The 12,519-nt window shown below is 39.4% G+C and carries 10 protein-coding genes and 2 tRNA genes; 4 read left to right on the top strand and 8 right to left on the bottom strand.

Annotated features, from left to right (window positions below):
• Nucleotides 1–30: 30 nt before the first annotated feature.
• Complete coding sequence (locus ABX891_RS03005) at nucleotides 31–228, bottom strand: PLDc N-terminal domain-containing protein (protein ID WP_354628881.1); 198 nt, start codon at nucleotides 226–228, stop codon at nucleotides 31–33.
• Nucleotides 228–1,295 (bottom strand): potassium channel family protein, encoded by a 1,068-nt coding sequence (locus ABX891_RS03000; protein ID WP_354628880.1) that lies wholly within the window; start codon nucleotides 1,293–1,295, stop codon nucleotides 228–230. Before ABX891_RS03000 ends, ABX891_RS03005 begins: the two co-directional genes overlap by 1 nt.
• A 169-nt stretch (nucleotides 1,296–1,464) precedes the next feature.
• Here ABX891_RS03000 and ABX891_RS02995 point away from each other — a divergent pair, with 169 nt between their 5' ends.
• A complete protein-coding gene (locus ABX891_RS02995) occupies nucleotides 1,465–2,775 on the top strand; it encodes a short-chain fatty acid transporter (RefSeq protein WP_354628879.1) in 1,311 nt (436 codons plus the stop codon).
• 55 nt (nucleotides 2,776–2,830) lie between these two features.
• Here the strand turns inward: ABX891_RS02995 and ABX891_RS02990 are convergent, their stop codons facing one another.
• Nucleotides 2,831–3,847, bottom strand: coding sequence for a metalloprotease (locus ABX891_RS02990; protein WP_354628877.1), 1,017 nt, complete (start codon nucleotides 3,845–3,847; stop codon nucleotides 2,831–2,833).
• 166 nt (nucleotides 3,848–4,013) lie between these two features.
• Here ABX891_RS02990 and ABX891_RS02985 point away from each other — a divergent pair, with 166 nt between their 5' ends.
• The gene (locus ABX891_RS02985; RefSeq protein ID WP_354628876.1) at nucleotides 4,014–5,225 is read left to right on the top strand and encodes an EAL domain-containing response regulator; all 1,212 of its coding nucleotides are present in this window, start codon (nucleotides 4,014–4,016) and stop codon (nucleotides 5,223–5,225) included.
• Nucleotides 5,226–5,257: 32 nt separating this feature from the next.
• On the opposite strand, the gene ABX891_RS02980 is transcribed toward ABX891_RS02985, so the two are convergent.
• Nucleotides 5,258–6,334 carry a hemolysin family protein gene (locus ABX891_RS02980; RefSeq protein WP_002957910.1) on the bottom strand — a complete coding sequence of 359 codons (1,077 nt, stop codon included), beginning with the start codon at nucleotides 6,332–6,334 and terminating at the stop codon, nucleotides 5,258–5,260.
• Nucleotides 6,335–6,418: 84 nt separating this feature from the next.
• On the opposite strand from ABX891_RS02980, the gene ABX891_RS02975 reads away from it, so the two are divergent.
• Nucleotides 6,419–8,914: an alpha/beta hydrolase family protein gene (locus ABX891_RS02975; RefSeq protein WP_354628874.1), complete on the top strand. Its 2,496-nt coding sequence runs from the start codon at nucleotides 6,419–6,421 to the stop codon at nucleotides 8,912–8,914.
• A gap of 216 nt (nucleotides 8,915–9,130) precedes the next feature.
• Nucleotides 9,131–9,835, top strand: a complete 705-nt coding sequence (locus tag ABX891_RS02970; RefSeq protein ID WP_024605629.1) for a response regulator transcription factor — start codon at nucleotides 9,131–9,133, stop codon at nucleotides 9,833–9,835.
• Here the strand turns inward: ABX891_RS02970 and ABX891_RS02965 are convergent.
• The 4 genes from ABX891_RS02965 to ABX891_RS02950 form a co-directional block, all read right to left on the bottom strand.
• A complete protein-coding gene (locus tag ABX891_RS02965) occupies nucleotides 9,832–11,343 on the bottom strand; it encodes a YifB family Mg chelatase-like AAA ATPase (RefSeq protein ID WP_002957914.1) in 1,512 nt (503 codons plus the stop codon). The two genes, ABX891_RS02970 and ABX891_RS02965, sit on opposite strands and share 4 nt — an antisense overlap.
• A gap of 34 nt (nucleotides 11,344–11,377) precedes the next feature.
• A complete protein-coding gene (locus tag ABX891_RS02960) occupies nucleotides 11,378–11,992 on the bottom strand; it encodes a trimeric intracellular cation channel family protein (protein WP_002957915.1) in 615 nt (204 codons plus the stop codon).
• A gap of 236 nt (nucleotides 11,993–12,228) precedes the next feature.
• Nucleotides 12,229–12,305, bottom strand: a tRNA-Met gene (locus tag ABX891_RS02955).
• Nucleotides 12,306–12,367: 62 nt separating this feature from the next.
• Nucleotides 12,368–12,444: transfer RNA gene (locus ABX891_RS02950), tRNA-Met, on the bottom strand.
• Between the last annotated feature and the right edge of the window lie 75 nt (nucleotides 12,445–12,519).

Genomic DNA, 12,519 nt, shown 5'->3' with positions numbered 1-12,519 from the left:
CAGTAAAAGCGGCTGTAAAGGCCAACTACTCTATTTGGCCTTTTTCTTTTTGTGCCCATGCTTGGGCACCATGGCAAAGTACATCATTAATCCTAACCAAGAAAATATAATTATTCCCATTAACCAGCCGTTCTTTTCATGGCCCTTTGTACGCTTACTATTAAGTACAATAACAACAGGTAAAATGTAAGCACTTAAAACAACAATTAAAAATACAACTTCATTCATTATTTTTCTAAACTCGACCAATCTACTTCACTGCTTAATACTCGTTCTACCGATATATAATGTAAAATATCGCCTTCACTTACTTTGTAATCTAATGGCGGATTTAAATCCATATTTTGAGCGCTTAGGTTATGAGCTACGCCTAACAGTATTGCATCATGCTCAAGCTTAAAATGATGAAACAAAGTACCAAACTCCATATCTTTGCATCCGTTTGGTATTTTCAAACTAAATTGTGTATCACCACGCAGCGTAGAAAGTAGCTCTTCTTGCACACGGCTAGAGCCTGGATCTTGCATGGAGCGTACTAGTATTTCTGCTGATTTAGCACTGCTGCATTCTACATTTTGACAATGCTCTAGTAGCATATCTACTTTAGTTTCATCTAAAAAGTGAGCGCTTATATGGCAATCATCTTTTACTAAGCGACTAATACGCAGTGCTGTGGTAAATGTTTGGTCATCATCTTGACCATCAATAATCACCTTATCAGCACTACGAATAGCAACCCGCTCTAGCTCAGCTAAATTAGTAAAGCTCGTTAAACGTGCAAAATCAACGCTTTCGTTAGCTAAAAAAGGATGATCCATTTGCTCTGTTACCGCGAGTAATATACGACGGTCAGTACGTTTCGTATCTGCCAAAATGTAATCAATCATCTTTTTTGTACGAGTGTCGTGCCAACCAAAAATAATAATATGGTGGTTACTGTGGGCAAAGTTTTTATCACCAGTCATAGCGCGCCTAATTAAGTAAGTAACAGTTTGTCCTGCTTTTCCTAGCAAAACACCAAATAAAGCTAAACCAAATGGAATTTGTATTAATGCAACCACCCAACGACCAAGATCAGTAGTTGGACTAAAGTCACCATATCCCACTGTTGATGTTGTTACTGTGTAATAGTAAAAAAAGGTAGTAAGCGAGGTTAACGCTTTCTCATTCGCTATAAATAGTAAGCTCCATGTTAATAGCATATGAGTCAAAATAGCTAATGCCACTGCTTGCCAACTCAACTGATCTATATGAGCGCGAACAAGTAACGCTAGCCTTTTAAATATCACCGGCATAATACAAAGTCTTCGTTAGTAAATTATCTATAAACAGTACGTTACTGTAAGCGATGCTTTTAAGCAATGTTTAAGCTTTTAACCGCAAATATAAGACTAAATGCTGTTTGCCAATGGTGATTTTTCATGATTAATTAGCGTTAAAATAATAACCAAAACAGTTGTGCTTATGCTTAATAAAATAGCCCGCCCTTTTACTAAAATTGTAGAGCGTTATCTTCCCGACCCTTTTATATTTGTAATTTTACTTACAATAATTACTCTTGTCAGTGCGAGCTTATTTACAACCGCAACTAACATTGAAGTATTACAAGCGTGGGGAGGTAGGTTTTGGAACTTATTAAGTTTTGCTATGCAAATGCTACTAGTGTTAATTACAGGCTATATGTTGGCAAGTACGCCACTTATAAGTAAGTTATTAGAAAAGCTAGCAACATTTGCAAGCACCGCACCTAAAGCAATTATATTAGTCACGCTTATTTCGCTTTTAGCGAGCTGGGTAAATTGGGGATTTGGCTTAGTTATTGGTGCCCTTTTTGCCAAGGCAATTGCTAAACATACTCGTGTTGATTATCGATTATTAGTAGCCAGCGCTTACTCAGGCTTTGTTGTATGGCATGGCGGATTAGCGGGTTCGATTCCTTTAACTATTGCAACCGATGGTCACTTTTCAGAGGCCAGCATTGGTATTATTAGTACAGAGCACACTTTATTTGCGGGCTTTAATATAGCCATATTAGTTGGTTTATTCATTATTATGCCGCTCGTTAATCGCTATATGCTGCCAAGCGAGCAAGAAAGCGTATATATCGACCCAGCTCTTTTACAAGAGACAACACCTAAGCCCACAACAATAACCAGACCCGCCCAACATTTGGAAAAAAGTAAACTACTCGGCATGACAATTGGCTTATTAGGTTTGGCATATTTAGGTTATTACTTTTTTATTGCTGGCGGAAACTTAAACCTTAATAGCGTTATTGCCGTATTTTTGTTTTTAGCTATTACGCTGCATCAAACACCCCATAATTTACTTAACAGTCTGCAACAAGCAACTCCAAGCGGGGCTGGCATTGTTATTCAATTTCCTTTTTATGCTGGCATTATGGCGGTAATGGTTGATAGCGGATTAGCACAACAGATATCACGTGGCTTTATTGCCGTTGCAGATGCTGATAGCTTGCCATTCTTTAGTTTTATAAGTGCAGGACTCGTTAATATGTTTGTTCCCTCTGGCGGCGGGCAATGGGCAGTACAAGCGCCTATTGTAATACCTGCAGCACAAGAGCTAGGTGCCGATATATCACGTGTTGCTATGGCTGTTGCGTGGGGCGATACCTGGACCAATTTAATTCAGCCTTTTTGGGCACTACCCGTATTGGCTATAGCGGGCCTAAAAGCAAAAGATATTATGGGGTTTTGTGTTGTGCAGTTGTTTGTGACTGGGGTTTTTATATCGCTGGTATTGAGCTTTTATTAATGTTTAACGGGCTGTAATAAATATTACAGCCCGTTTTCATCTAGAACGATAAATACTAGCTCGATAAAATAGTCATCGGCAGGCTCAATATTGGATTTTCTGAATCGGCAAAGTGCATCATTACAGCTACATGCCCAGCCACTACAATTGCATACATAACCGCTGAAAAACCTTGGCCATATTTATCTAGTGGCATTAAATGTGAATAGTGACGGCCTCGCCACTCAAATACAATTTCCAGCGCACCTACAAACAAAAAGAATACCAGTAACATTAAGCCAAAGGTGTAGCTCAGCCATAAGCCAAATAGTACGCCTAATAAGCATACGCTAAAACCAATCCATGAACGCATTGAAAAGCTAATACTTTTTAATACATGCCCGCCATCAAGCGGTAGAATAGGTAACAAGTTAAATAAATTTAATAACGCACTAAGAACTGCAACACCTGCAAATATTTCCATCTCGGTGGCGTAATATAAAACGACGCCCAACACCGAGGTAATTAAACCAAACGCAGGCCCCATTAATGATATAACGACATCTTGCCAACGAGTCGTTATTTTATCGTCACTTACAGCAAGCCCACCAACAAACGGGATTAAGTAAATACCTTTGGTTTTTATGCCAAAGTATTTCATTGCTCGCACATGGCCGTACTCGTGTACGACTAAGCAACCAATTAGCATTAGTGCAAATTCAATACTAAATAACCACGCATAGCCTGCAACAGAAGCCCCCGCAAGCACTACTTTAATTACCTTAGCACTTTTAAAAAGCTTAAAACCTAATGCAGCTAGCCCTAAAAAGCCTTTTTTAGGTGAGCCATTTGTAGGTGCTGGTAGCGCAAGTTGTGTTGCAAATTGATCATCTACAAAAAGCGAAATGCTTTGCTCTTCCACCGTTCCAGTATCAATACCAATTACTTTATTGTCGTGAGTAAACTGATAGTAGTTTTCACGAGGGTTATCAAAGGTAATGGCTTGTTGTCCATGAAACACTTGCACAATTTTTTGCCCATACAGCATAAGCGAAAATGGTTGCTCGGCTAAAGTAAGATCTATTCTTATCATAATTAAGACCGTTTAAAATAATGGCGCTAGTATACCTAATCAGCTCAAAAACACGAGGGAAGGTGCTAGGTAACTATTTTCAAAATAAAAGCATTTGATACTGACAAAATAAAAAAACACTACTACTTTTATAGTAACTCCAAGCGATACATTGAAAGGGATAACAGTGAAGAAGATAGTGCCTAATATTTTAGTTGTTGACGATTCAAAAGCAATTTTGATCGTTATGGAAGCTATACTTAACGAATTGGGTATGTCTAACACTATAACTACGTACCTGAATGCAAAAGAAGCGCTTGAAAAAGTTAAAGAAGATATCAACTACTTTGATGCTATTTTTACTGATCTCAATATGCCCGAAATGGACGGCATGGAATTAATCCGCCACTTAGGAGAGTTACATTATCAAGGCGGTATAATAATTGTTTCTGAAATGGACCATAAAGTTATTAACTTAGCTGCCAATCTCGCGAAACAACATAACGCGCACCTCATTGGTAATATTTCAAAGCCAGTGCAACTGTCTCAGGTTAGTAGGTTACTTACTAAAGTGGCGCAATTAAACAGCCACACTTTATTAAAAGAGCCAGCCATTTCAAAAGATGAGCTTATTGATGCATTAAAAAATGATGAAATAACGCCTTATTATCAACCAAAAATAAACGCTGATAACAATAAAATTGAAAGCGTTGAAGTGTTAGCGCGTATTTTATCAAGTAAAGACGACAATATTATTTTACCTTGCCGTTTTATAAATACTGCCGAACAACACAACTTAATTAATCAAATTACATTTTCTCTTTTTGAAAAGGCCACCAGCGAATTCAAAAATATGACAGCACAACTAGGTCATGATTTTAAAATGGCCTTTAACTTATCGCCAACCCAGCTCGATGACCTAAACTGCCCTAATAAATTATTACTTATTTTAGAATTAAACCAACTCACGCCTAGTAATATAATTATAGAAATAACAGAACAACATGCACTCTCAAGCCTCATGCAATTAGAAACACTAAATAGATTAAGAATGCATGGCTTTGGTATATCGCTAGACGACTTTGGTGTTGGCTTTACTAATATGAACCAGCTTCGAAACCTTCCTTTTACTGAAATTAAAATAGACCGTTCACTCATTAGCCATATAGAAACAGATTTATTTTCTCAAGTGGTTGTAAGTTCGTTATTTAATATTACGAATAAAGATCATTTAGATTTAGTGGCAGAAGGCGTTGAACGCCCAGAAGAGCTCGATTATTTAAGGCACTATAGAAGAAACCTAGCCATACAAGGTTTTTTATTTAGTCGCCCTAAACCACAAGACGAATTTATATCTTGGGCTAAAGATTGGCTTAAAACTGATGGCAGCCCCGCTTAAAGCGGAACTAATATTTACTCGGGGCCTGTTAGCTAATTATCACCCCGAGTGTGTTTATCTTCTTCACTAACTATATGTGCACTACTTGCTAAGCGTTTGTGCCAACGCTGCCTTGCTACTGCGCGCATATTAGTAGATTGGTCACGCTCATCTACAATCTCTAGCCCCATTAAAGCTTCAATCATATCCTCTAACGTTACAATACCCTGCACGTCACCGTACTCATCAACAACTAAGCATATATGAGTGCGCTTTGTTAAAAGTGTTTGCAGTAACGACGATACGTTCTGAGAAGTTGGTACGGTATAAATAGGCTTAATCAATTTGCTAATTTTGTAATCGGTGCCTAAGCGGTGAAATGCCAGCATAATATCGTTTTTATGCACAAACCCAACGATATCATCGGCATCTTTATCAAATACCAACACTCTAGAAAACGATGACGATCCATGTTCATTTAAATACTGATTAACTGTTAAATCTTTATGGATTTTGAAAATAACAGTTCGCGGCGTCATTAAATCACATAATTTTGCATGCTTAAAATGCAACAAATTACGGATAATATCAGATTCATCTTGATGTAATGCTCCCGACTCCGTGCCTATATCTGCCATTGCCTCTATCTCTTGACGAATATAGTAAGCCTCATCGTGCTTTGGACCCATTAAATTTGTTAGCTTTTGAGCAAACCATACAAAAGGCTTTAGCGATATAACTAAAAACCGCAAAGCGTAGGTAACACTTGGGGTTAAAGCTCGCCAGTAATTAGCCCCCAAGGTTTTAGGTATAATTTCAGAAAGAATTAATACGAGAAATGTCATAATGGCTGATGCAATACCTACAGCCGCATCGGAAAAAACGACAGCCGCTTGTGCGCCAACTCCCGCTGCACCTGCAGTATGGGCAACTGTATTTAAAGTTAAAATAGCAGCTAAAGGCTGATCTATATTGTTTTTAAGCTTTTCGAGCTGTTTAGCAAGCTCAGGGTGTTTTTTTCTAAGTGATGCAACATAGCTGGGCGAAATACTTAATAACACAGCCTCCATCACAGAACATAAAAACGAAATAACAATCGCCACTACCATATAAACTATCAGTAAAGTCACTTTCTCTCCTCTATATTGGATATGTGAGCATGGTAACAATACATGCTATATTTGGCCAAACTTCCAATAATAATAGGCATAATAATGAAATTTAGCGCACCATGGTGTCATCAAAATAAGCTATTTAAGTACGCAGCAGCTCTTTTAACGCTTAGCAGCTTAAGCTTTGCTGCAATAGCTGCACCAATGGATAAATCAAAAATTCAGTTTATCGGCCCACTTGCCGAAGACATGCAGTTAAAGCCTTTTCAGACACCTCATGGCAGTGCGATTATTAACAACCTATTGCCGCAACTACAAGCAGACACAGATAGTTTTTTTGTATTTGGGAAAAAACAAAACTGGCAGCCGTTTAATAAAATCAATGCGCTCACTTTAGGTGGGTTACAGGCACTAAAATTTAATATTGAAACAACCCACTTTACGCAAGGTACACTTACCTTAAAAGGGATTGAGCAAGGTCAGTTATTTATTAATGGCGAACTACAAACAGGCGATAAAAATAGCTATAAGTTAGCTTTAAATAACAGTACTCACACTGTTTTAATAGTAGCCCAGCAAGTAGCTAATTGGCACGATGTAACGCTTGATTTTGCTCCTAAGAGCGACATTGATAAAATTACGCTCAGCACTTCACACATAAAACGTTTATCTGCAAAACAAATGTTTGATGCTCCTACTATTAGCCAATTATCACTCGCACCTAATGCCAAACAGTACGTTACTACCACTCGCACTTATAGCGATAAAACACAAAATCAAGCAAATACAGTTACTGTACTTAAAGATTCAGACAATCAAACGCTTTATCGCTTTGAAGCAGGCCAACCAAGTAACATTATTTGGAGTCCAGATAACCAATATTTAGTGTATTTGTTAAATGGTGAGCTTAAACAACTTAACCGTAAAAACTTCTCAATAAAAACATTAGCAAACGATTTAGAAGGAGCTAATGGCTTTACCTTTTATAACGACACCAGTCTTTTGTTTAGCTGGTCTAAATCACCTGAGAGTACTAACAGCTTAACCAAGCACTATAAAGGTCTGCAAGATCGCTGGTCGTATGCGCGTTCCATCAGCCAAATTTATATGCTTGATACTAAAAGTGGTTTAACAAAAGCACTTAGCCAAGGTCCTCTTTCTTACAGCCTTGAAGATTCAAATAGTAACCGTGGCAAAGTATTAATGAGCCGCCCAGTAATGGCAATACAGGCATCAACCCACCCTGAAACAGAGCTTGTTGAACTCGATTTAAAATCAAACAAGCTTTCATCGCTTGGTAAATTCAAAACGTTTAATTTAGCCAAATACGCAAATAAAGATATTTATGTAGTTGCAGGCCCGGACTTTAAAAATGGCGCAGGCAGAGCACTACCAAAAGCAATGCTTGCTAATAACTACGACGGGCAACTTTACCTACTTACTGAAAGCGGTAAAAACGTAAAAGCACTCAGTAAACAATTCGACCCCGCTATTGGCCAACTGCACGTTTTAGAAAACGGCGATGCGCTCATTAAAGTAACAGAGCAAGACACTCAACCACTTTACCTATTTGATTTAAGTAAACAGCGCTTTAAAAAGTTAAATACGGGATTGGATATTGTTGAACAATTTAGTTACTCACACGACCGTAATACCGAAATTTTATTAAGTGGCACTAACGCTTTAGCGCCACAACAACTAAAGCGCCTGAACGTAAGTAAAAATAAAACAGATTTAATATGGGATTCAAAACCAAGTAGCTATGCAAATACACGACTCCCTACATTAGAAGAGTTTAATTTTAAAAATAAACATGGGGTTGAGATAACGGGCCGTGTTTACATTCCAAGCAATTTAGATAAAACTAAAAAGCACCCAGCGCTCGTGTATTACTACGGCGGTACTTCACCTGTTACGCGTGGTTTTACAGGTCGTTACCCGTTTAACTTATGGGCAGAAAATGGCTATGTTGTTTATGTAGTGCAACCTACTGGCGCAACAGGGTTTGGACAAAATTTTTCAGCGCAGCATGTTAATGCCTGGGGCGACTACACCGCAGACGATATTATCGAAGGCACGCAAGCCTTTTTAAATAAATACAACTATGTTGATAGTAAAAAAGTAGGTAACTTAGGGGCATCGTACGGTGGCTTCATGACCATGTTATTAGCAACTAAAACCGATATATTTAGTGCTTCAATAGCTCATGCGGGTATTTCTAATATTACCTCGTATTGGGGTGAAGGTTGGTGGGGCTACTTATATTCTGGCGAAGCATCAAAAAATAGCTTCCCGTGGAATAACCCTGAGCTTTACAGCCAACATAGCCCTGTATTTCATGCCGACAAAGTAACAACACCTATGCTACTTCTTCATGGTGATAGCGATACCAATGTACCTGTTGGCGAAAGCTTAACAATGTACACTGCGCTTAAACTGCTTAATAAGGACGTAGAGTTAATCGAATACAAAGGCGCCGACCATCAAATTTTTGCACGCGATAAACGATTTGATTGGTGGAACACCATGCTCGCATACTTTGATAAAAAGCTAAAAAACGAGCCTCAATGGTGGGACTCGATGTATAAAAATGACTGAGCCTGAACCTTTAAAATAACAACTTAATACAGATTTATTAATAGTAGAATTAATTATTTAGCACCTTTTAATTAGTCTAAAGGTGCTAACCTAATCCTCTAATAACGTCTTATACACCTTTGAAATATTAAGTTACTTAAAACTAATAAACCCCCTTCTCAGCATTTACCTATTGGTGCTACCATACAGAGCTATAAGCATTCAAAATAAAGTACTATGGCTATTAATGTTTTATTGGTTGAAGACGATGAACTACTCGTTAAACGCATCAAAAATCACTTTGCAGATACCGAATTTACAATAGAGGTAGACCCCACTGGCGCTGATGCACTTAATATTGTAAGGCAGCGGGTAAACCTGCGCGGTGCTATATCATTAGCCATAATTGACATTGTTTTGCCAAAGCGCGACGGGCTTCAGCTCGCAAAAGAATTAAACACACTGACCGATATTGGCGTTATTGTATTATCGAGTCGTGACTCCCAAGCCGATCGTATTGCAGGCCTTGCACAAGGTGCTGATGACTATATTTGTAAGCCCGTCGATTTACTTGAGTTAGAGCTTCGCATGCGCGCGCTCTATAAGCGTGTTGCCGTTAACCTAGAAGACGACGAAAGCGAAGAGTTTATAGAATATGCTGACTTTAAGCTTCATCCCGATAACCGCACATTAATTACTGCTGCGGGCGTTGAGTCACGCTTAACTGAAGCCGAACATAAAGTGCTTATTTGCTTAATTAGTAATGCAGGTAAAGCCACATCCCGTGAAAAAATATCAGAAGAAATAGGCCAGCCCGATTGGAGCCCAAACGATCGTACTGTTGATGTGCTTATTGGTCGTTTACGTAAAAAATTAAATGACGAAAAAGATCAAAAACGCATCGTTACCGTACGCGGTAAAGGCTATATGCTTTCTATTTAATACTTAGTTAATTGCGCAATAAGGCGCTCAAATGCGCGGTAATTAAGTGCTTCTTTAAGCTCATTTAAACTAATGTTTTCAGCGCCTTTTAAATCACTAATAGTCCGCGCCACCTTAATTACTCTATGGTAAGAGCGTGGCGATAAAGACAACTTCTCGCTTGCTCTAGCTAAAAATTGCAACTCTGCAGGCGCAAGTTCACAGTGCACACTCATTTCTTTATTATTAAGTCTCGCATTAACCTTACCTTGGCGTTTTAGCTGTACATAATAAGCAGCCTCAACTCTTGCTCTAACCTCAGCACTGGTTTCCTCTGGTTTGGTACTTTGTAGCTCAACACTCGTTAAACGAGGTAGTTCTATTTGCAAATCAATACGGTCAATAAAAGGCCCCGACACGCGTGATAAATAACGCATAACTTGATCGGGAGTTGCCCGCTTATCAGTATGGCTCCCCGTTGGGCTTGGGTTTAATGCTGTAATAAGCTGAAACTGCGCTGGGAACTCCATTTGCCTAGCTGCACGTGAAATAGTAACCGTACCGGTCTCCATTGGTTCACGCAGTGAATCAAGCACCTTACGCTCGAATTCCGGTAACTCATCTAAGAAAAGCACACCGTTATGTGCCAGCGAAATTTCACCAGGTTTGGGATTCGAAGAGCCCCCCACCAAAGCAACCGCTGAGCACGTATGATGCGGATTACGAAATGGTCGCTGTCGCCAATTAGTTAAATCTATAGATTGCCCAATAATAGAGTAAAGCGCAGCTGTTGAAATAGCTTCATCGTCCGACATAGTGGGCATTATAGTAGCCATTCGCTGGGCCAGCATTGATTTACCAGTACCAGGAGGGCCTAAAAATAGTAAATTATGCCCGCCAGCTGCAGCAATTTCGAGTACTCGCTTGGCACCAGGCTGACCTTTCACATCGCTTAAATCGAGTAAAAAATCAGGGGCTTGAGTGCAGTCGGGGTACTCTATATTTAATGGCAAGGGTTGTTGATTAAGTAGGTCGCCCCATACTTCTTGAATAGAGCTTACGGCTTTGCGTTTAACGCCATTAACTAAGCTTGCTAGGCTGTCGTTTGCAAGAGGTAAAAAGCAGCAACGATCTTGCTCTTTTGCAGCAAGTACCGAAGGTAAAATAGCGTTTACACCACGCACCTCACCATTAAGAGCAAGCTCACCATAAAACTCGTACTTATGAATATCAGGACACACTATTTGCCCAGAGGCGACTAAAATACCCACCGCAATAGCCAGATCAAACCGCCCACCATCTTTTGGTAAGTCGGCTGGGGCTAAATTTACGGTTATTCGTTGATCGGGAAAACCAAATTGTGAGTTTTCGAGTGCGCTACGCACCCTGTCTTTCGACTCTTTAACAGACGCTTCGGGCAGACCTACAATATGAAAAGCAGGTAAACCATTTCCTAGGTGAACTTCTACAATAACTTCAGGGGCATTTATGCCCACTTGAGCACGAGAAAATATACGAGCTAACGACATTCCTTATCCTAGTAAATGGTGTGATTACACCAGTTTAGTCAGGATATTTAAAAACGTGTAATGTGATTTGCCATTTTATAGCGGCTAAACGAAGTAATAAGGTCATTAACATGCCTAATACCATCGCCATTTCGGTTGCTAACGAAAAACTAATGCCAAGCGTATAAACAGTACCACCCGCTATACAGGTAATAGCGTAAAGCTCACCCTTTAATAGCATAGGGATCTCGCGTGCAAGCACATCTCGAATTAATCCACCAAAGCAGCCTGTAATTACAGCCATAATTACCGCAGTCATATCGGGCATACCAACAAGCTGTGCTTTTTGCGCCCCCATTACTGCAAAAAAAGCTAACCCGAACGCATCCGCTGTTTGTAAAATATAATGAGGTATCGGCTTTTGTTTATTTATAAGGCGTGTTGTAACAAATACTGAAGCGAGTATGGCAAAAAAGTAACTTTGATCGTGTAACCAAAACACAGGAACATCTAAAATTAGATCTCGCACTGTACCACCACCAATAGCAGTTACTGTCGCTAAAACTACGACCCCAAAGCCATCCATTTTTTTCTCGTACGCTAGCAAAGTGCCTGATACAGCAAACACCGCAATGCCTATTAAATCAAACCAGTGGTAAAGTTCAGTCATATTTGTAACAACCTAAAAATATTTGTGCCGTTTTAACACAAACCAAACAAGGTTTTAAGTAATAACGATTTATTTTAAGAAGTTTATAACATTTTAAAGTGTATCTCAGGGGGCGGGAGCTTGCGCTTATGAGAAGTGAATGCCTCATGCAGTGAAGATGATCTCACCACACTCACCAAATTTTAGACATAAAAAAACACGCTTTAAGCGTGTCATTTCATTCTTATTTATTTCAGTGGTTGCGGGAGCCGGATTTGAACCGACGACCTTCGGGTTATGAGCCCGACGAGCTACCAGACTGCTCCATCCCGCGCCTGAAATTTGTAGACTTGTTTAAAGTTGCTTACATTACAACTTGGCTTCCAATTAAATAATTGGTTGCGGGAGCCGGATTTGAACCGACGACCTTCGGGTTATGAGCCCGACGAGCTACCAGACTGCTCCATCCCGCGCCTGTATATTTTAAGTCTATCGACTACTTTATTTTATCTCTTAAGTTAGAGTTTACAGTAACCTCAATCCCTAAG

The sequence above is a fragment of the Pseudoalteromonas sp. NCIMB 1079 genome, assembly GCF_040567695.1.
Taxonomy (GTDB): Bacteria; Pseudomonadota; Gammaproteobacteria; order Enterobacterales; family Alteromonadaceae; genus Pseudoalteromonas; species Pseudoalteromonas distincta.
Note: the sequence above shows the minus strand (reverse complement) of the source record. Positions and strands in the feature narration are given on the sequence as shown.

Bases quoted from the DNA above. Each gene is read 5' to 3' on its own strand.
- ABX891_RS03005 (WP_354628881.1), bottom strand. From the start codon at position 228: ATGAATGAAGTTGTATTTTTAATTGTTGTTTTAAGTGCTTACATTTTA.
- ABX891_RS03000 (WP_354628880.1), bottom strand. From the start codon at position 1,295: ATGCCGGTGATATTTAAAAGGCTAGCGTTACTTGTTCGCGCTCATATA.
- ABX891_RS02995 (WP_354628879.1), top strand. From the start codon at position 1,465: ATGCTTAATAAAATAGCCCGCCCTTTTACTAAAATTGTAGAGCGTTAT.
- ABX891_RS02990 (WP_354628877.1), bottom strand. From the start codon at position 3,847: ATGATAAGAATAGATCTTACTTTAGCCGAGCAACCATTTTCGCTTATG.
- ABX891_RS02975 (WP_354628874.1), top strand. From the start codon at position 6,419: ATGAAATTTAGCGCACCATGGTGTCATCAAAATAAGCTATTTAAGTAC.
- ABX891_RS02970 (WP_024605629.1), top strand. From the start codon at position 9,131: ATGGCTATTAATGTTTTATTGGTTGAAGACGATGAACTACTCGTTAAA.
- ABX891_RS02965 (WP_002957914.1), bottom strand. From the start codon at position 11,343: ATGTCGTTAGCTCGTATATTTTCTCGTGCTCAAGTGGGCATAAATGCC.
- ABX891_RS02960 (WP_002957915.1), bottom strand. From the start codon at position 11,992: ATGACTGAACTTTACCACTGGTTTGATTTAATAGGCATTGCGGTGTTT.